Consider the following 19,419-nt stretch of genomic DNA (forward strand, 5'->3'; position numbering starts at 1 on the left):
CGGTCAGAGGATCGCGAACGCGACCACCAGGCCGATCGAGAACTGAGCGGCCGCCACCACCAGGGACTCGGTGCTGAATTCCGGCTTCTTCAGCAGTTCGCCGATATCGATGCCGATCACGAATTCCAGCACTCGCACCGAGATCACCTGGGCCACAATGCCGACCAGGCCGAAGACGGTGGCGGCCAGCAGGCCCTCGGAGAGTTTGCCCGCCTGCGCGTAGATGGCCAATACGACGATCAGCGCCATGCTGATCATGGCCGACGCGCTGACGACGACGGCGTTGGGCAGGCCGCGCGCCACCATGGCGCGCAGCGGGCCGGGGGTGGTCACGTCCACGGCCTGGAAGCCGATCAGCATGAGCACCAGGCCGAGCAGGGCGTAGGCCAGGATGGCGCCTACGCCGCGGCCGAGTGAATGCCAATACCCGGCTTCGAGGGCGAGAGCGGTGGTCATCGGTGGTCCTCCGAGGTGTGGTTACTGCGGGATGCGGTGCGGGACGAAGGTGGAGCTGTCATCGGTGATGAGGCCGACGGTCTCCCGGATGCCCAGCCCCGCGGACGTGTCGCCCACGATCCAAGCACCGAGTACCGGTCGCATACCGTCGAATTCGGGCAGCGGGTCCAGCAATTGGTAGACGTAGCCCTCATCGCCGTAGACGCCGCCGGTCGCGGTTTCCAGGCCGGCGCCGACGATGGTCATGTTCGCGCCCTCGCGGCCCAGTTTGGGCTTGCGAATGTACTCGGTGAGCTCGTGCGGGTCGTCGAGATAGGTGGGCAGCAGATTGGGGTGGCCGGGGTACATCTCCCACAGCACCGCCAGGATCGCCTTGTTCGACAGCAGCGTCTTCCACAGCGGTTCGATCCACATGGTTTCGGGCAGCGACTCCACCACGCGGCGGCCGAAGTCGTCGTCCAGCGCCCATTCCCACGGGTACAGCTTGAAGATCGCCTCGATCGGGGCCTCGGCCAGATCCACGAAACGATCCAGCTCCGTGTCGAATCCGACCTCCTCGATGGGCAGGGCGATGGTGTCGAACCCGGCCTCGGCGGCGGTCTCCTGCATGTACGCGGTGGTGACGTTGTCCTCGCCGGAACCGTCCGACCCCGACCAGGTGAAGTGCAGCTGACTGCCCGGCAGGTTCTCGCGCAGTTCACCCCAGCGCTCGACCAGCTTCTCGTGCAGGGAATTCCACTGATCGTCGTCGGGGTGGGTGTCGGTCAGCCAGTGCCACTGCACGATCGCCGCCTCCAGCAGGGAGGTGGGCGTATCGGCGTTGTACTCCAGCAGTTTCGCCGGGCCGCGGCCGTCGTACCGCAGGTCGAAGCGGCCGTAGACGTGCGGGTCGGAGCGGTGCCAGGACTTGGTGATGTGCTCCCAGCTCCATTGCGGCAGACCGAAATCGGCGAATCGCTCCATGAGGACGACCTGTTCGACCGCGTGCAGGCACATCGAGTGCAGTACCTCGACCTGCGCCTCCATGGCGAGAATCTCGTCCATGTCGAACTCGTAGTGCACCGATTCGTCCCAGTAGGGCCGCGGCCGGCCGTCGGGGTACTGCCCGGGTGAGCCGTAGACCAGACCCTGACCCTCGATGATCCGCTGCCAGCCCGGCCGCGGAGTGCTGCGAACCCGCCGCACTAGGAACCTCCACCGATCTTCGCTCCGAGGCCGCCGCGCTGAATCGTGCTGCCGCTCTTGGTCTTCACTGTCGCGCCCTTGGGGGCCACCGTGGTGCCACCGGTGGGCGGGCGCCCGATGGTGGTGTTGCCGCCGTAGTAGTAGCGGTAGGAGTGGCCCAGGTAGATGAACGTACTGGAGTGCGTGCCGGGATGCCCGCCGGATGTGGCGCTCGAACAGTAGTTGTCCGGGACCACGATCTCCTGGTTGTCGCGGTCGGCGGTCACGGTCTGCCCGTTGCCGATCGGCACGATCTCGCCCTTGTCGGCGACCACCGTGCAGGACGCGGTCACGTCGGGTCCGCTCCACGCCGAGGCCACCAGGTAGCCGCCGCCGACCAGCGCCGCGATGCCCGCCACGGCGGCCCCGCCGATCAGGATCCGCTTCTTCTTGCGCTGCTTGGCTTCCGCGGCCTCCGCCTCGGCCTGCTGCTGCTCCTCGGCCCGTTTGCGCGCCTTCTCCCGGGCTCGCACCTCGGCCACCGTCGGCGGGCGCGGCTGCGTGATCCCGGCTTCCTGAGAGATGATGCTCCCGCGCCGCGGCGGCTGCGGAACCGCGGGCACCGGCGGTGCGTCGGGTTCCAGCGACGGCATCGGCAGGGTGAACGGCGGCTCGACGCCGGGCGGCGGGGTGACCGCGCCGAGCGGGGCGGCGCCGGGGCTGCCGAAAGTGCCCGCGCCGCCGGGGGATTCACCGGCGAGCGGAGGGGTCGGGTGCGGTCCGCCCGCATCCGGCGGGGTCGCGGACGCTCCGGATAGTGGCGGCGTCGGATGGCTCCCGCCACCGGGCTCCCCAGCGGGGAACCGGAGCGTCGGCGTGGGACCCGAAGGCTCGGAACCGGACTCACCGGGCGAATCGGACGTGGCTGCGGGACTGGGGGGTTCGGACGGCTGCGCGGGGTCGGGGGTGGGACGGTCCGGGTTGTCCGGACCGCCGGGACGGTCAGTGGCCATTCGTCGACTCCGTGGGCTCGCCGCGCGTTAGCGTTCTTCGAATCCTGTCATTCCGCCCGCGGCGGTACCCCAGTCTTCCACCACCAGGCTTACCCGTCCCGGTGTTGTACCGGAACGTAGCAGGCCGAGTAGCGATTCGCAGGCATCGCGGGGGCCTTCGGCGATGACATGCACGCGGCCGTCGCGATGATTGCGGGCGTAACCGGTCAGGCCGAGCTCCAGGGCGCGGGCACGGGTCCACCAGCGGAAGCCGACGCCCTGGACCATGCCGTGCACCCAGGCGCTGAGCCGGACCGGGTCGTCGCTCATTCGTCGACGCGGAAGGTGAGGTTGACCGTGGTACCCGCCTTGAGCGTGCGGCCGACCGTGCACACCTTGTCGATGGCGCGCTGCGCGGCGACCAGCAGCCGCTGGCGTGACTCCTCGTCGAGTTCGCTGAGGTCGAGCTCGACCTCCTCGTTGAGCTCGGGGTAGAGCTCGTTCTCGCGGTCGGCGTCGCCGGAGACGTGGACGGTGGCGTCGAAGGAGTCGCCCAGGCGGCGCGCGAGGGTGAAGTCGGCGCTCAGGCCGGTGCAGCCGGCGAGCGCGATCTTCAGCAGCTCGCCCGGGGTGAACGCGCCCGGCACGCCCGCGGACGCGATCAGCACTTCGCCGCCGCGGTTGTTGCGGCCGGTGTAGGCGCGGGTGCCGGTGCGTTCGGCCCACAGCTTGACCGGCTCGGCCGCCGGGTCGATGGCGGGGGTCTGCGGTGCGGCGATCTGTTCGGACATGGGTCAAATCCTCCCATTTTGGTCACCCGGGACGACCATCTGGTCGCCGATCGTTCGGAACACCGAGGTGGTCAGCGGAATTCCGCCACCAGCTCCGGTGTGACCTGGGTCAGGCTGTCGGCTACGTAGGCGGACGCGGCGAGCGCGTCGGCGGCGGGCGGGTATTTCGGGTGCGGGACGGCGATCACCGTCATCCCGGCGGCGTGCGCGGCGCGCAGCCCGTTGCTGGAATCCTCGATCGCCACACAGACGCCCGGGTCCAGGCCGAGGCGGGCGGCGGCCTCGAGGTAGCCGTCGGGGGCGGGCTTGCCGCGCTCGACCTCCTCGGTGGACACCGTGGCCGCGAACAGGTCGGTGACGCCCATGTGGTCGAGCACCACGTCGATGAGCCGGCGCGGGGAGGAGCTGGCCAGGCCGAGGGTGTAGCTCGCGGCCAGCCGGCGCACGGTGGCGACGGCGTCGGGCATGAGCGGGAGGTGGTCGGCGTAGCGGGCGGCCATGCGCGCGATGACGTCCTCGGCGACCTCGTCGGGGGTGCGGCGGCCGTCGAGCAGGTCCTCGCTCAGGTATCGCGACCATTCCGCGGTGCTCATCCCCATGAACCGGTCCTGGGTGTCGGGCAGCCAGCGCCCGCGCATCTCGTCGATGTACTCGCGCCGCACCTCCTCCCAGATGGGTTCGGTGTCGATGAGCACACCGTCCATGTCGAACACGATCGCGGCAACAGACATGGCGTCCATGGTGGTTCATGACGGTCCACTGACTGGGACCGCCCTCCGGAACCGCGCCGCCGGATCGCGTCCGGGATTAGCGTCCGAAGCGAAACAGGCATACCCGCAAGTGAATACCGAGGTGGACCGTGGGCACGGTCAGCGACATCTATGACCCCGAGCTGTATGTGGCGGGACCGATCCACGAGATCTTCGCCGAGCTGCGGCGCACCGATCCGGTGCACTGGCAGGAGATGCCGGGCGAGCCCGGGTACTGGGCGATCCTCAAGCACGCGGACGTGGCGCACGTGGCCCGCCATCCGGAGTTGTTCTCCGCCGAGGTCGAGGGCGTGATCCTGGAGAACCAGCCGCCCGAACGGCTCGAGCAGACCCGCAACATGCTGCTCATGATGGACCCGCCGCGGCACACCGAATACCGCAAGCCGCTGGCCGAGCATTTCAAGGCGCGGGTGGTCGGCGATATGGAGGACCGCGTCCGCGAGCTCACCGTCGCCCTGCTCGACAGTGTCGGCGGCGACGTGGAATTCGTGCACGACGTGGCGGGCGTGCTGCCCAGCCAGGTGGTGGGCGGCCTGTTCGGGATTCCGGCGGAGGACTGGCCGAGCCTGCGCCGCTGGGCCGAACAGTCGGTCAGCCAACAGGATCCGGATCTGGTCGGCGATTTCGACGTCACCGCCGAGCTCACCAATATGGCCATCTACGCCATCCAGTTCTCCATGGCGCGGCGCGCCGAGCCGCCGAAGGAGGACCTGACCTCGCTCATCCTGGCCGGTTCCTTCGGCGGGAACGCCATGTCGGACCTGGAGTTCGGCAGCTTCTTCACCCAGCTGGTGACCGCGGGCAACGACACCACCAAGACCATGCTGTCCTCCGGGCTGCAACTGCTGATGCAGCACCCCGAGCAGCTGGCGGCGATGCGCGCGGACCCGTCGCTGATTCCCGGTGCGGTGGAGGAGATCCTGCGTTTCGCCAACCCGCTGCACTACTTCCGCCGCACCGCGACCGCCGACACCGAGATCGGCGGCGTCCCGATCAAGGCGGGCGACAAGGTGGCCATGTGGTACACCTCCGCCAACCGCGACGAGGACGTGTTCGCCGATTCCGGCAGCTTCGACATCCGCCGCAACCCCAACCCGCACTTGTCCTTCGGTCTGGCCCAGCACTTCTGCCTGGGCGTGCACCTGGCGCGGCTGGAGGGCCGGGTGTTCTTCGAGGAACTGCTGGCGCGCTTCCCGAAGCTGGAGCAGACCGGCGACGCCCGCCGCATCCGCTCGAATCTCAACAACGGCCTCAAGTCGTTGCCGGTGCGCATGACCCGGTGAGCGCCACGCCGCCGACGCGCTGAACACGCGGCATCCGTCGCGAATGCCCGGCCACTGTTCGCGCGCCCATCACCGCGCGGACGCCCGGCCGTCACCCGCCCCGGCGAATCTGGCCGCACCCCGGGGATTTCGCCGTCGTGACCGAACCCACGCCGGCCCTGCCGAACCCCGGGGCTGCGAACAGGATCAGGGAGCTCCCGGGGAGCTCCCTGATCTTCTACGGCTGGAAGCGGTAACCCATGCCCGCCTCGGTGAGCAGGTGTTTGGGCTGTGAGGGGTCGTCCTCGAGTTTGCGCCGGAGCTGGGCGAGATAGACACGCAGATAATGGGTTTCGGTGGCGTAGGACGGGCCCCACACCTCGCGCAGCAGTTCCCGGCGGCCGACCAGTTTGCCCTGGTGGCGGACCAGCATCTCCAGCACGCCCCACTCGGTGGGGGTCAGGTGGACGTCGCGGCCGTGGCGGGTGACCTTCTTGGCCGCCAGATCGACGGTGAACGAGGCGGTTTCGATGACCGGTTCCGGGGTGTCGGCGGTGACGGCCGAGCGGCGCACGGCCGCCCGCAGGCGGGCCAGCAGTTCGTCCATGCCGAACGGTTTGGTGACGTAGTCGTCGGCGCCCGCGTCCAGGGCCTCCACCTTGTCGGAGGAATCGGTGCGGGCCGACAGCACGATGACCGGGGTGGTGGTCCAGCCGCGCAGCCCGCCCAGCACCTCGATGCCGTCCATATCGGGCAGGCCGAGGTCGAGAATGATGACCTCGGGGTGCTTCTCGGCGGCGGCGCGCAGGGCGGCGGCGCCGGTGGAGGCGGTGGTCACCTCGTAGCCGCGGACCGACAGATTGATGCGCAGGGCGCGCAGGATCTGTGGTTCGTCGTCGACCACCAGCACTTTGATCGGCGCTGCCGCCGCGTTGGTCACCTGTTCTCCTCGGTCGTGTCCGCGGGTTCGTCGCCCCCGGGTAGATCTATCACCATGGTCAGGCCGCCACCGGGGGTGGGTTCGGCGTGCACCACGCCGCCCATGGCGTCCACGAATCCGCGCACCACCGACAGGCCGAGGCCGACGCCGGTGGAGGTGTCGCGATCGCCGAGCCGCTGGAAGGGCTCGAAGAGCTGATCTTCCAGGCCGGTCGGTACCCCGGGCCCGGTGTCCACCACCGTGATCGCGACCCGCCGGCCGACCTGCTCGGCAGCGACCCGCACCATCGAATCCCTGGGGGAGTAGCGGGCGGCATTGTCGATCAGGTTGGCCAGGACCCGTTCCAGCAGACCGGAATCCGCGTGCACCGCGATGGTGCCGACATCCACCTTGACCCGGTCCATGGTGGTGCGGCGCATGCCGCGGGTACCCATCCCCATGAGCGCGTGATGCACTACCTCGTCGAGGTAGACCTTGCGCATCTGCGGCGTGATCACCCCGACCGCCAGGCGCGAGGAGTCCAGCAGATTGCCGACCAGGGCGGTCAGCTGATCCACCGATTCCTCGATGGTCTCCAGCAATTCGGCGGTGTCCTCGGGGGAGAACTCCACGTCGTCGCTGCGCAGGCTCGACACCGCCGCCTTGGCCGCGGCCAGCGGGGTGCGCAGGTCGTGGCTGACCGCCGACAGCAGTGCGCGGCGCAGCTTGTCGGCCTCCATGACCGCCTGGGCCGCACTGGCCTCGGCGCGCAGCTGTTTCTGCTGCACCAGCCCCGCCGCCTGGTTCGCGACCGCGCCCAGCACCAGGCGGTCCGCGGACGTCACGGCTCGTCCTCGCAAGAGCAGCCAATGCATGTCATCGCCCGCCTCCACCGCGGTCTCGGCGTCGCCGACCTTGGTCGGCGGCTGATCTCCCACCGACGCGATCACCTCGTCGTCGGTGACGAGGCTGACCGCGTCCTGGCCGTAGGTCTCCCGGGCGCGTTCGAGCAGATCCTGCAGGTTCGCGCCGTGCAGCACCGAGCCCGCGAACAGGGTCAGCAGCTCGGCCTGGCGAGAAGCCTTGCGCGCCTCGAAGGTTCGCTTGGCCGCCACATCCACCAGCGCCGCCACCGCGACCGCCACCAGCAGCAACACCACGATGGTGAGGAAGTTGTCGAGCTGGTCGATGGTGAGGCTGTAGCGAGGCTGGGTGAAGAACCAGTTCAGTAGCACGCCGGACAGCAAGGCGGACAGCGCCGCCGGAGCGACGCCGCCCAGCAGCGCAACCGCGATGACGCCGATGAAGAACAGGGCGCTCTCGCCGCTGAGATCCAGCAGTTGGTCGAACCAGAAGTAGATGACCGCGCAGATCAGCGACGGCACGAGGACCGCCGCCGACCAGGAGCCCAGTTTGCGTTCGCCCCGAGTCAGCGCGGACCAGCGGAAGCCGCCTTGGTTGGATTCCTCGTGGGTCACCATGTGGACGTCGATCTTGCCGGACTCCTGCACCACGGTGGCGCCGATGCCCTCGTCGATCATGCGCGCCCAGCGCGATCGCCGGGAGGTGCCCAGCACCAGCTGGGTGGCATTGACCTGCCTCGCGAAATCCAGCAGCGCGGTGGGGACGTCTTCGCCGGTGACGGTGTGCAATTCGGCGTCGAGGCCGGTGGCCAGATCGCGCAGACGGTGGAGACGTTGCGTCGAGACTCCGGCCAGTCCGTCGCCGCGCACGATGTGCAGCACGATCAGCTCGGCGCTGGATTTGGCGGCGATGCGGCTGGCGCGCCGCACGATGGTCTCCGACTCCGGGCCGCCGGTCACCGCCACGACGACGCGTTCGCGCGCCTCCCAGGTGGTGGTGATCTGGTGGTCGGCCCGGTATTTGGCGAGCGCGGCGTCGACCTGGTCGGCGAGCCACAGCAGCGCGAGTTCGCGCAGCGCGGTCAGGTTGCCGGGCCGGAAGTAGTTGCGCAGCGCGGCGTCCACCTTCTCGGCGGCGTACACGTTGCCGTGGGACATTCTGCGCCGCAGCGCTTCCGGGGTGATGTCGATCAACTCGACCTGGTCGGCGGCGCGAACCACCCAGTCCGGCACGGTTTCCCGCTGCACCACGCCGGTGATCTGCTCGACCACGTCGTTGAGGCTCTCGAGGTGCTGCACATTGACCGTGGACACCACGTCGATGCCCGCGTCCAACAGGTCCTGCACGTCCTGCCAGCGCTTCTCGTGCTTGCCGCCGGGAATGTTGGTGTGCGCCAGCTCGTCCACCAGCACGACGGCGGGATGCCGCCGCAGCACCGCCTCGACATCGAGTTCGGGCAGCGTCGCGCCGCGGTACTCGACCAGCTTGGGCGGGACGCGCTCGAGTCCGGCGAGCAGTTCGGCGGTCTTGCTGCGGCCGTGGGTCTCCACGACGGCGGCCACCACGTCGCGGCCGCGTTCCAGCCGTCGATGGGCTTCGGCCAGCATCGAGTAGGTCTTGCCTACGCCGGGCGCGGCCCCGAGGTAGATGCGTAGTTGGCCGCGTTTCACTCGTCCATCATCGCGCGGGGTGCGCGGATGTCCTGCGGTGCCATGCGGACGGGTTCGCGGGCGGCTTCGGCGTTGGCCATGGCGCGCAGTATGAGCGCGCAGCCGATGAACCCGAAGATCACCATCAGGGTGACGGCGACGTGCGGCACGGTGTCTCCTTGGATGTGTACGGCGATCGCCCCGGCCGTGGCCGGGCTCCCCACTTCATACCTCCGATGCTGGTCAAGTCACCGATCCTGACGGTTTCTTTACGGGGTGTGTCGGGTTGTTGACGTCATCCGAGCGAGTGAGTCCGCCGTGGCCGCTCCCTACTTGTGTCGCCCATGCGCTCGTTTCGGAGCGATACCCTTGAACAGGAGGTCTGGTGGAAAGGTGACGATGTGGGGCTACTGCGGTACGAGGTCGCATCGCGCGTAGCCGCCGTGTAATCGCCTGGGGCTGATCTGGAGCTGCCGATGCACGAGCCGATCGATCTGGTCGATTCAGCTGAACGAACCCGCACAGCGCTCGCCACTGTCGTGGCACTGTTCTCAGAGGCTTGGGCATCCGGGTTCCCACCCGACCTGTCGGCATATCTACCCGGTGAACCGGTTGATCGGCGGACGATATTGATCGAACTGATCAAGATCGACCTCGAATACCGCTGGCTTCGTCATCACTTTCCCAAACGGCTGACCGAATATCGTGCGGAATTCGCGGAGCTGCGGAATGGTCCGCTGCCGGCCGAGCTGGTCTACGAGGAATTCCACGCCATGCGCCGCGGTTCCGCCGCCGCCGATGCGACTGCCACGCGTGCCGAGGCCACTGCCATGGCCGGCCCTGAACCGGCATGGCTCTCGAGTGATTACCGCAGCACGATGATTGCTCGTCCTCGTGCCCAAGTAGTTCTCGACGCCATCGATGTCGGCGAGCGTATCGACGATTTCGACCTCCTGATGAGGATCGGATCCGGTGCCTTCGCCCAGGTGTATCTCGCTCGGCAGCAATCGATGCAGCGACTGGTCGCGGTCAAGATTTCCCACAATCACGGCATCGAGCCGCAGACCCTCGCCCAACTGGACCACGACTACATCGTGCGCATCTACGACCAGCGGCTGATCGCCGATGGCGAGCTGAAGCTGCTCTACATGCAGTACCTGCCCGGAGGAACACTGCTCGATGTGCTGCGCTGTCAGCGTGCGAGACCCGCGGAACACCGCAGTGGGCAGCTGCTGCTCGATGCCATCGACGAGGTACTCGCGGCGAAGGGCGAGGTTCGGCCCACCGAATCCGCCGTTCGGACCCGGACCGCGGCACTGACGTGGCCGGAGACCGTCGCCTGGCTGGGCCGCCGACTTGCGGACGCGCTGCAGCATGCGGCCGAACGCGGGGTGTTGCATCGAGACATCAAACCCGCGAACGTGCTGCTGAGTGCTGAGGGAATCCCCAAGTTGGCCGACTTCAATGTCAGCTCCAGCAACCGCATCAAGGGCACGAGCCCGCTGGCGTACTTCGGCGGTTCACTGGCGTACATGTCGCCCGAACAGCTCGAGGCCTGCCATCCGGACTTGCCGGCGACCGCCGCCGACCTCGACACTCGAAGCGACATCTTCGCGCTGGGTGTCATGCTGTGGGAGCTTCTCACGGGCCGCCGCCCATTCGCGGACGAAGCGTCGGCCGGCGAGTCGGAGACATCGCTGGCCCGCATGCTCGAGCTGCGGCGCAAACCCGTCGAGCCGGAGTTCCTGTCGGAGCTTCCGCCGGATTGCCCGATGGCGCTGCGCCGAGTGCTGTTGAAGTGTCTGTCGCCCGACCGCGAAGACCGCTACTCGTGCGGCACGGAATTGGCTCAGCAGCTCGACCTGTGCCTCGAGGACAGGGCCCGTGACCTGGTCTACCCGCCGCCGAACAGTTGGCGGGCCCGACTTTCCCGACAGCCCACCCTCGTCCTGTGGTCATCTTCGCTGGTCGGCGTCAGCCTGGCTCATATCTATGGGGGCGTGCACATGCGGGGATTGCTCGCCGACCACCTGGCCGAAGCCACCATCATGCAGCTCCTCAGGGGCGTCATCGTTTTCGAGCTCTGTGCCCTGCCCTTGTCCGTCCTCGTCTACGTGTACATGTCGCGTGATCTGCTCGCGGTTCCGCGCGGCTTGCGCCATGGCAGACGCTACGACGAGGTAATGCTCGCGCGGGTGCGGTCGCGAACACTGTTCTGGGGCGACCTGTGTGCGATGAACACTCTCCTGTTCGCGGTTCTCGGGACCGCGATGGGGGTGGTGCTGCTTATCCGGTTCACCGACCTCCCGGCGCGGATGGTGGTCCACGCGGTGACGACCGTTCTGGTGATGGGCACCGTCTCGGTTGCCTACACGTTCTTCCTTTCGACGTTCTACGTCGTCCGCTGTGTTTATCCCATCTACTTGCGCCACGGCCGCACCACGGCGGATGACACTGCCGATCTTCGCGCGCTGCGTCGCAGAACCACGGCCTATCTCGCCGTAACGGCATCAGTGCCGCTGGTCGGGGTGCTGGCCGGATTCACCACCGTCGACCCCGAGGAGCTTCCGCTCGTGCGTGATTCGGTTCTGGGGTTGTGCGCGGCCTCCGGGCTCGCATTCGTCGCCGTCTACTGGTTGTTCCGCAAGCTGCACGCAGACCTGCGCGCGCTCGAGCGGGTGGTCTAGCAAATCGGCCGCGGCCTGCCGGAGGTACGGCCGTGTCCCGTGTTGTTGACAGGATCCGCGCGGGATTCGAGACAGGCCATGGCGTTCAGCCGAAATTAGCTACCGATCAGCTATCGTTCGTGACGCACGTGTCCATCACCGGTAGTCAGGGGAGCGTTTCCAAGTCGAATCCAGCGAGAGGGTGGTCGAATGGCTCGTCGGTATGGAGGATCCCGGACCCGCGCGTCGCGACGCGCCCTGGTGCCGATCGTCGGCGCGATACCACTGGCCGTCGCCGTGACCTGCTCCATCGCCACCGCCGAGGCAGCGGCGCAACCCGGCGACCCGGCCCCGGTGCTTTTCGAGCAGCTGCAGAACGGCCTGGCGCAGCCCGGCGTACCGGCGATTCCCGCCGCCGTCCTCGATCAGGCGAAGAACGCCGCGGCCGCCGCTCAGGCCGCCGTCGGCGACGGACTGCACCCGGTCCCCGTCGCCGCCGGCTACTCGGACAACGCCACCAACCTGAATGTGGGCAGTGGCGCCGCCGGTCTGATCATCGGCGCGGTCCTGGGGACGGTATCGGGCGCCGTGGTCGGGGCAGTGCCGGGAGCGCTCATCGGGGCCGCGGCCGGCGCGGCCGTCGGCGGGGTCGCGGGTGGCCTCGCCATGGGTATTCCGACCCTGGGAGTGGGTGCGCCCATCGGGATCGGGGGCGGCGCCCTCGCGGGGGCCGGCGTCGGTGCCGTGATCGGTGCGGTGCTCAGTGCGATCGTGGCCGGTGTCACCATCGGCGCCATCAGCGCGGCTGTCGGTTACGAGCTCGGCGCGGCCACCGGCATCGGCAACGCTTTGCAGGGCGGCTGAGCGAGCGACCGGCCGCGGTGCCGGCGGGATCCGGGCGGGCCGGAAAAGACCAACCGGTACCAGATCTCGCGTAGGCAGTGTGGGAACCCTAAGCTGACGTCCGTGAATTCCGGGCGGGCAATGGTCGACGGGCGTTTCGAGTTGATCGAACCACTCGGCAGCGGTGGCATGGGCACGGTGTGGCGCGCGTACGACGTGGCCCTGCATCGTGAGGTCGCGCTGAAGGAAGTGAAGGCCGAGGGCGAGGCCACCGCCGCCGAGGTCCAGCGCGAACGCGTGCTGCGCGAAGCCCGCGCCCTGGCCCGCATCACCCACCCCAATGTGGTGGCCATCCACCACATCGTGGACACGCCCGCCGAGCAGCATCCGTGGATCGTCATGGAGCTGGTCGCGGGTGGCTCGCTCGCGGACCGGCTCGGCGACGGGCCCATGACGCCCGCGCACGCCGCCCTGGTCGGCCGCGGCATCCTCGCGGGCCTGCGCGCCGCCCACGCCGTCGGCGTCCTGCACCGCGACGTGAAACCGCCGAACGTGCTGCTGCGCACCGACGGTTCGCCCGTCCTCACCGATTTCGGCATCGCCGCCGTCAACGACCTGACGGGGCTCACCTCCACCGGCAGCGTCGTCGGCTCCCTGCCCTACGTCGCCCCCGAACGCCTCCAGGGCCACGAGGGCAACCCCGCCTCCGATCTCTGGTCCCTCGGACTGGTCCTGTTCGCCGCCGTCGAGGGCTACCAGCCCATGCGCCGCGACACCGACGTCGCGACCCTCGCCGCCGTCCTCATGGGCTCGGTCCCGGCCCCGCGCCAGGCCGGACCGCTGACCCCGGTCCTGCAGGCCCTCCTGGTCCCCAACCCGGGCCACCGCCCGCTCGCCGACCAGATCGACCGCATGCTCTCCCAGGTGATCGCCACCGGCGACACCGCCCCGGAACAGCTTGCGCACCACCAGCTCTCGGGCTCGCACGGTGCGGTCACCTCGCCCCAGGATCTGACCCCGCAACCTCAGGCGTTCCAGACATTTCCGGCGACTCCGCAGCCCCAGGCCTACGCGACGGTGGCCCAGCCGCAGCCGTTCGCCACGGCGGCCCAGCCGCAGCCGTTCCCGACGACCCCGCCGGGATTCGCGACGACCATCCCGCACCCGGGCGGCTTCACCGCTCCGCAGGCATTCGTGCCGATGCCGCCGAACCCCACACCCGTTGCGCCGCAACGCAATACGCGCCCGTGGATCTTCGCCGGCGTCGCCGTGGGCCTGGTGGTCGCCGTGGCCGCCGCCATCGCCCTGTGGCCCTCGTCCGACAGTCAGGGCGGGTCGAGCCTGCCGACCGGCCAGGCCGACCCCACGGAGATCATCCTGAGCAGCGGGGCCGCGCTGCCCACGATCATCGCGCCCACCACCGCCAAGGGCGCGCCCGCCGTCGATCTGCTGACTCCGGACGGAGTCCGCAAGGCCATCGCGGCGTTGGAGAAGGTCAGCGGCGGAAAACAATTCACCGAAACCACCATCTATCCCGAACACGTGTCCTCCGGCGCCCCCGTCGTGAACCAGCCCAATCACTACGACAACTTCAGCTACCGCGACGGCGCCGCCAAGCGTGACGGGGTGGGGGGCCAACTCACCGAACAGACGATCGACCTGAGCTCCATCAACTGGGACATCCTCCCCGGCCTCCTGACCGAAGCCGGCCAGCGGCTGAAGGTCCCCAACCCGACGACTCGCTACATCATCGTCGACGCCGACGGGACTTTCAGTGACGGTCGGCAGGTCCTGCGCGTCTACCTTTCCACCGAGTACGGCGATGGCGGCTACGTCTCCGCGAGCCTGGACGGAACCATCCTGAAGGTGTTCGGGCGCTAGGTCATCGGGGCTGCCCCGCGGCCCGAGAGAGCAGGTCCTGACAGTTCTTTGATGGACCTGGCCGGTATGTGGACGACATCCGTACGGCCCCCGGAGCGACGCTGTAAGTGGAGCGTCAAGGCGACCGGGCGGTCCGCTAAGAAGGCGTAAAGGCCCTCGGAATCGGGGCTGACGGGCGCTTGACTCACTCCGGCGCGTCTTGGGACGCGCCGTTCAGAGAGAGGTCAACAGAGATGTCCGTCGTGGTGTTCACGGTGCTGACGGTGGCGTTGTTCGCGCTGTTCGGCTTGATCCAACGCGGGGTGGAGCGGCTGTGATCCAGAACGTTGTGGGTCTGATTCTGGCCGTGGGGATCGCCGTCTATCTGGTGGTGGCGCTGCTGTATCCGGAGAGGTTCTAGTGAGCACTACGATCGCCGGGATCCTGTTCGCGGTATCCCTGATCATCGCGCTGGTCGCGGTGCATGTGCCGCTGGGCGATTACATGTACCGGGTCTACAGCAGCGAGAAGCACAGCAAGGCCGAGAAGGGGATCTATCGACTGATCGGCGTGCAGCCGGGGGTCGAGATGACCTGGGCCGTCTACGCGCGCAGCGCGCTGGCGTTCTCGGCCATCAGCGTGCTGTTCCTGTTCTTCCTGCAGCTTCTTCAGGGCAAACTGCCGTGGCACCTGAATGATCCGGGCACGAAGATGACCCCGGATCTGGCGTGGAACACCGCCATCAGCTTCGTGACGAATACGAACTGGCAGAACTATGCCGGTGAGTCGACGATGGGTCATGTCGTTCAGGCCGTGGGTCTGAGCGTGCAGAACTTCGTGTCGGCGGCGGTCGGGATGGCCGTGGCGGTCGCGCTGGTGCGCGGTTTCGCCCGGCACCGGACCGGCGAGCTCGGGAACTTCTGGGTGGATCTGGTGAGGGGAACCACCCGAATTCTGTTGCCGCTGGCCGTGTTCTTCGCCATCGTGCTGGTCGCGGGCGGGGTGATCCAGAACCTGCACGTGTACGACCAGATCGCTCGGACGGTGGGCAACACCGGTTCACAAACCCTGCCGGGTGGACCCGTTGCCGGCCAGGAGGCGATCAAGCTGCTCGGCACGAACGGCGGCGGATTCTTCAACGCGAACTCCGCGCACCCGTTCGAGAACCCGACCGCGTGGACCAACTGGGTCGAGATCTTCATGCTGCTGGTGATCAGCTTCTCGCTGCCGCGCACCTTCGGGCGCATGGTCGGATCGCCGAAGCAGGGTGTGGCCATCGCCGCCGTCATGGCGACCCTGGCCGTGCTCAGCCTGACGGCGATGAACATCTTCCAGTTGCGGCATCACGGCACGGTGCCGTCCGCGGTCGGCGCGGCCATGGAGGGCGTGGAAACCCGCTTCGGCGTCTCGAATTCGGCGACCTTCGCCACGGCGACCACGCTCACCTCCACAGGTGCGGTGGATTCGGCGCACGACTCGTACACCAGCCTCGGCGGCATGATGACCATGTTCAACATGCAGCTCGGGGAAGTCGCGCCCGGCGGTACCGGGTCGGGGCTGTACGGGATGCTGATCCTCGCGGTCATCACCGTGTTCGTGGCGGGCCTGATGGTCGGTCGCACCCCGGAGTACCTGGGCAAGAAGATCACTCCGAAGGAGATCAAGCTCGCGGCCGCCTACTTCCTGGTGACGCCGCTGATCGTGCTGACCGGAACCGCTGTCGCGATGGCCCTGCCGGGGGAACGCGCGAGCATGGCGAACTCGGGTCCGCACGGGCTGTGGGAAGTGCTGTACGCCTTCACTTCCGCGGCCAACAACAATGGTTCGGCCTTCGCCGGTCTGTCCGGCAATACCGTGTGGTGGAACACCGCACTGGGCCTGGCCATGGTGTTCGGCCGCTTCCTCCCCATGATCTTCGTGCTGGCGCTGGCGGGCTCGCTGGCGGCGCAGGGCCACACCCCGGCCTCCGAGGGCACGCTGCCGACGCATCGGCCGCAGTTCGTCGGCATGGTCGCGGGCGTCACCGTCATCCTGGTCGCGCTCACCTTCCTGCCGATGCTGGCGCTCGGCCCGCTCGCTGAAGGAATCCACTCATGAGCACTCCCGCCATCGATTCCGTGCCCGTGCGGACGGCGCACAGCGACCCGAAACGCAGTGTGTCAGCGGGATTGTTCGACCCGAAGATGCTGATCAAGTCGCTGCCGGACGCGTTGAAGAAGCTGGATCCGCGCATCATGTGGCGCAATCCGGTGATGTTGATCGTCGAGATCGGCGCGGTCTGGACCACCATCCTGGCCATCGCGAATCCGACGTTCTTCGCCTGGGCGATCGTCGTCTGGCTGTGGCTGACAGTGATTTTCGCCAACCTGGCCGAGGCCGTGGCCGAGGGCCGCGGCAAGGCGCAGGCCGACACGCTGCGAAAAGCCAAGACCGACACCGTCGCTCGTCGTCTGGTGAACTGGTCGCCGGGCGCGCGCGTCGTCGAGGAGCCGGTGGCGGCTCCGGAGCTGCGGCGCGGCGACTACGTGGTCGTCGAGGCGGGCCAGGTCATCCCCGGTGACGGTGACGTCGTGGAAGGCATCGCCTCGGTGGACGAGTCGGCCATCACCGGTGAATCGGCTCCCGTCATCCGCGAATCCGGCGGTGACCGGTCGGCCGTGACCGGCGGCACCACGGTGCTGTCGGACCGTATCGTCGTCCAGATCACCCAGGAGCCGGGCGGCTCGTTCATCGACAAGATGATCGCGCTCGTCGAGGGCGCGTCGCGGCAGAAGACGCCGAACGAGATCGCGCTCAACATCCTGCTGGCCGCGTTGACGATCATCTTCGTGTTCGCGGTGGCGACGCTGCAGCCGGCGGCGATCTTCTCGAAGGCCAACAACCCTGGCGTGCTGGACAATCCGGCCCTGGACGGCCATGGCGTCACCGGCATCGTGCTGGTCTCGCTGCTCGTCTGCCTGATCCCGACGACCATCGGCGCGCTGCTGTCGGCCATCGGCATCGCGGGTATGGACCGCCTGGTGCAGCGCAATGTGCTGGCCATGTCCGGTCGTGCCGTGGAGGCCGCGGGCGACGTGAACACCCTGCTGCTCGACAAGACCGGCACCATCACCCTGGGCAACCGCCAGGCCTCGGACTTCGTGCCGATGCCGGGCGTGACCGCCGACGAATTGGCCGACGCCGCACAGCTTTCCAGCCTCGCGGACGAGACCCCCGAGGGCCGCTCGATCGTCGTGTACGCCAAGGTGGCGTACGACAAGCGCGAGCGCACCGCCGGTGAGCTCACCGGCGCGACCTGGGTGGAGTTCACCGCTCAGACCCGCATGTCGGGTGTGGACCTGTCCGACGGACACCAATTGCGCAAGGGCGCGGCCAGCGCGGTCACCGAATGGGTGCGCGTCCACGGCGGCGAGATCCCGAGCCAGGTCGGCGAGACCGTCGACGGCATCTCGGCCTCGGGCGGCACCCCGCTGGTGGTCGCGGAGATCAAGCAGGACACCGCCAAGCTGCTCGGCGTCATCCACCTCAAGGATGTGGTGAAGCAGGGTATGCGGGAGCGCTTCGACGAGATGCGCCGCATGGGCATCCGCACCGTCATGATCACCGGCGACAATCCGCTGACCGCCAAGGCCATCGCCGACGAGGCGGGCGTGGACGACTTCCTCGCGGAGGCCACTCCGGAGGACAAGCTCGCGCTCATCAAGAAGGAGCAGGCCGGCGGCCGCATGGTCGCCATGACCGGTGACGGCACCAATGACGCGCCCGCGCTCGCGCAGGCCGACGTGGGTGTCGCCATGAACACCGGAACGTCCGCCGCGAAAGAGGCGGGCAATATGGTGGACCTGGATTCCGACCCGACCAAGCTGATCGAGATCGTCGAGATCGGCAAGCAGTTGCTGATCACGCGCGGTGCCTTGACCACGTTCTCGATCGCCAACGACATCGCCAAGTACTTCGCGATCATTCCCGCGTTGTTCGTGTCGATCTTCCCGGGTCTGGATCTGCTGAACGTGATGCGGCTGCATTCGCCGCAGTCGGCGATCCTGTCGGCGGTGATCTTCAACGCCCTGGTCATCGTGGCTTTGATCCCGCTGTCACTGCGCGGCGTGAACTATCGACCGTCCAGCGCGTCGAAACTGTTGAGCCGCAACCTGTCCCTGTACGGCCTCGGCGGCATCGTCGCGCCGTTCATCGGGATCAAGCTCATCGATCTTGTCATTCGATTCTTCCCGGGGATGTCCTGATGCGTATGTCGGCCTGGATCAGGCAACACGTCGCGGCGCTGCGCGCGCTGCTGGTGCTCACCGTGATCACCGGAATCATCTATCCCGCCGTCGTTCTCGGTGTCTCGCAGCTGCCGGGCCTGAAGGACAAGGCGAACGGCTCGTTGCTCGATCGGGACGGCAAGGTCGTCGGGTCCAGCCTGATCGGCCAGGCCTTCACCGACGCCAAGGGCAACGCCCTGGTGCAGTACTTCCAGACGCGGCCGTCCAATGCGGCGTGGTCCGAGGAGAGCACCGACGGCTACCACGCGCTGAACTCCGCCTTCGGCAATATGGGCCCGGAGTCCATCGTGGACACCCTGGACGCGCAGGATCCGGGCAAGGACAAGCTCAGCCTGCTGAGCACGGTCTGCGCGCGCAGCGCGGCGGTCGGCACACTCGAGGGCGTGGACGGCAGCCGTCCGTACTGCACCTCCGGCGGCCTCGGCGCGGTGCTGGCGGTCATGGGCGAGCGTGACGCGCACGGCCTGGTCACCCGCCCGACCCGGGTGATCAGCGTCAACGAGGCGTGCTCGGCCGATCCGAAGCACGAGACCACCCCGTTCCAGGAGGCGTACGAGGGCGTGAAGGTGGAGTGCGCCCAGCGCGGCGATGACTACTCCGCCGGGCAGATCGTCCCGATCCGCGGCGACGCGTCCTCCGACACCCCGGTGCCGACCGACGCGGTGACCGCCTCGGCCTCCGGCCTGGATCCCCAGATCTCCCCGGAGTACGCGGCCATCCAGGTCGCGAGGGTCGCCAAGGCGCGCAACGTGTCCGCCGACCAGATCGAGGCCGTCGTGGATGCCCACAAGAGCGGCCGGACCCTGGGCTTCCTGGGCGAGCCCACAGTCAATGTCGTCGAGCTGAACTACGACTTGGACAGCAAGTACCCGTTCCAAGGCTGATCAGCCGATACCT

17 protein-coding genes are annotated in these 19,419 nt (G+C 68.1%); 8 read left to right on the forward strand and 9 right to left on the reverse strand.

Translation table 11 applies throughout. The features are described 5' to 3' along the window. Positions 1 to 3: 3 nt before the first annotated feature. The 6 genes from ACQPYY_RS09820 to ACQPYY_RS09845 form a co-directional block, all read right to left on the reverse strand. Complete coding sequence (locus tag ACQPYY_RS09820) at positions 4 to 456, reverse strand: DUF350 domain-containing protein (protein WP_433593507.1); 453 nt, start codon at positions 454 to 456, stop codon at positions 4 to 6. 21 nt (positions 457 to 477) lie between these two features. Next, the gene (locus tag ACQPYY_RS09825) at positions 478 to 1,641 is read right to left on the reverse strand and encodes a glutathionylspermidine synthase family protein (RefSeq protein WP_433593508.1); all 1,164 of its coding nucleotides are present in this window, start codon (positions 1,639 to 1,641) and stop codon (positions 478 to 480) included. Then, a complete protein-coding gene (locus ACQPYY_RS09830) occupies positions 1,641 to 2,633 on the reverse strand; it encodes a hypothetical protein (protein WP_433593509.1) in 993 nt (330 codons plus the stop codon). The genes ACQPYY_RS09825 and ACQPYY_RS09830 overlap by 1 nt, the downstream gene beginning before the upstream one ends. 27 nt (positions 2,634 to 2,660) lie before the next feature. Continuing rightward, a complete protein-coding gene (locus tag ACQPYY_RS09835; RefSeq protein WP_357279096.1) occupies positions 2,661 to 2,942 on the reverse strand; it encodes an acylphosphatase in 282 nt (93 codons plus the stop codon). Next, positions 2,939 to 3,403: an OsmC family protein gene (locus tag ACQPYY_RS09840; RefSeq protein ID WP_379101793.1), complete on the reverse strand. Its 465-nt coding sequence runs from the start codon at positions 3,401 to 3,403 to the stop codon at positions 2,939 to 2,941. Before ACQPYY_RS09840 ends, ACQPYY_RS09835 begins: the two co-directional genes overlap by 4 nt. A 71-nt stretch (positions 3,404 to 3,474) precedes the next feature. Next, a complete protein-coding gene (locus ACQPYY_RS09845; protein WP_379101795.1) occupies positions 3,475 to 4,134 on the reverse strand; it encodes an HAD family hydrolase in 660 nt (219 codons plus the stop codon). A gap of 128 nt (positions 4,135 to 4,262) precedes the next feature. Between ACQPYY_RS09845 and ACQPYY_RS09850 the strand changes: the two genes are divergently transcribed. After that, the gene (locus ACQPYY_RS09850) at positions 4,263 to 5,456 is read left to right on the forward strand and encodes a cytochrome P450 (RefSeq protein ID WP_433593510.1); all 1,194 of its coding nucleotides are present in this window, start codon (positions 4,263 to 4,265) and stop codon (positions 5,454 to 5,456) included. Positions 5,457 to 5,673: 217 nt separating this feature from the next. On the opposite strand, the gene ACQPYY_RS09855 is transcribed toward ACQPYY_RS09850, so the two are convergent. Genes ACQPYY_RS09855 through ACQPYY_RS09865 form a run of 3 tightly spaced genes read right to left on the reverse strand, consistent with a single transcriptional unit; the run spans position 5,674 to position 9,037 of the window. Beyond that, on the reverse strand, positions 5,674 to 6,375 hold the full coding sequence (locus ACQPYY_RS09855) for a response regulator (RefSeq protein ID WP_357092468.1): 702 nt from the start codon (positions 6,373 to 6,375) through the stop codon (positions 5,674 to 5,676). Beyond that, positions 6,372 to 8,888, reverse strand: coding sequence for an ATP-binding protein (locus tag ACQPYY_RS09860; protein WP_433593511.1), 2,517 nt, complete (start codon positions 8,886 to 8,888; stop codon positions 6,372 to 6,374). Before ACQPYY_RS09860 ends, ACQPYY_RS09855 begins: the two co-directional genes overlap by 4 nt. Beyond that, positions 8,885 to 9,037: a hypothetical protein gene (locus ACQPYY_RS09865; RefSeq protein ID WP_379101804.1), complete on the reverse strand. Its 153-nt coding sequence runs from the start codon at positions 9,035 to 9,037 to the stop codon at positions 8,885 to 8,887. Before ACQPYY_RS09865 ends, ACQPYY_RS09860 begins: the two co-directional genes overlap by 4 nt. A gap of 306 nt (positions 9,038 to 9,343) precedes the next feature. On the opposite strand from ACQPYY_RS09865, the gene ACQPYY_RS09870 reads away from it, so the two are divergent. The 7 genes from ACQPYY_RS09870 to ACQPYY_RS09900 all read left to right on the forward strand — a co-directional run bounded on the left by ACQPYY_RS09870 (position 9,344) and on the right by ACQPYY_RS09900 (position 19,406). Continuing rightward, the gene (locus tag ACQPYY_RS09870) at positions 9,344 to 11,554 is read left to right on the forward strand and encodes a protein kinase domain-containing protein (RefSeq protein ID WP_433593512.1); all 2,211 of its coding nucleotides are present in this window, start codon (positions 9,344 to 9,346) and stop codon (positions 11,552 to 11,554) included. Positions 11,555 to 11,743: 189 nt separating this feature from the next. Next, positions 11,744 to 12,397, forward strand: a complete 654-nt coding sequence (locus ACQPYY_RS09875; protein ID WP_379101808.1) for a hypothetical protein — start codon at positions 11,744 to 11,746, stop codon at positions 12,395 to 12,397. A gap of 102 nt (positions 12,398 to 12,499) precedes the next feature. Then, positions 12,500 to 14,257, forward strand: coding sequence for a protein kinase domain-containing protein (locus tag ACQPYY_RS09880; RefSeq protein WP_433593513.1), 1,758 nt, complete (start codon positions 12,500 to 12,502; stop codon positions 14,255 to 14,257). 328 nt (positions 14,258 to 14,585) lie between these two features. Next, complete coding sequence (gene kdpF / locus ACQPYY_RS09885; protein ID WP_379102194.1) at positions 14,586 to 14,657, forward strand: K(+)-transporting ATPase subunit F; 72 nt, start codon at positions 14,586 to 14,588, stop codon at positions 14,655 to 14,657. Continuing rightward, the gene (kdpA, locus tag ACQPYY_RS09890) at positions 14,657 to 16,333 is read left to right on the forward strand and encodes a potassium-transporting ATPase subunit KdpA (RefSeq protein ID WP_433593514.1); all 1,677 of its coding nucleotides are present in this window, start codon (positions 14,657 to 14,659) and stop codon (positions 16,331 to 16,333) included. The genes kdpF and kdpA overlap by 1 nt, the downstream gene beginning before the upstream one ends. Further along, positions 16,330 to 18,480: a potassium-transporting ATPase subunit KdpB gene (gene kdpB / locus ACQPYY_RS09895; protein ID WP_433593515.1), complete on the forward strand. Its 2,151-nt coding sequence runs from the start codon at positions 16,330 to 16,332 to the stop codon at positions 18,478 to 18,480. Before kdpA ends, kdpB begins: the two co-directional genes overlap by 4 nt. Continuing rightward, on the forward strand, positions 18,480 to 19,406 hold the full coding sequence (locus tag ACQPYY_RS09900) for a potassium-transporting ATPase subunit C (RefSeq protein WP_433593516.1): 927 nt from the start codon (positions 18,480 to 18,482) through the stop codon (positions 19,404 to 19,406). Before kdpB ends, ACQPYY_RS09900 begins: the two co-directional genes overlap by 1 nt. Positions 19,407 to 19,419: the final 13 nt, after the last annotated feature.

This window comes from Nocardia sp. CA-145437 (assembly GCF_050956485.1).
Classification (GTDB): domain Bacteria; phylum Actinomycetota; class Actinomycetes; order Mycobacteriales; family Mycobacteriaceae; genus Nocardia.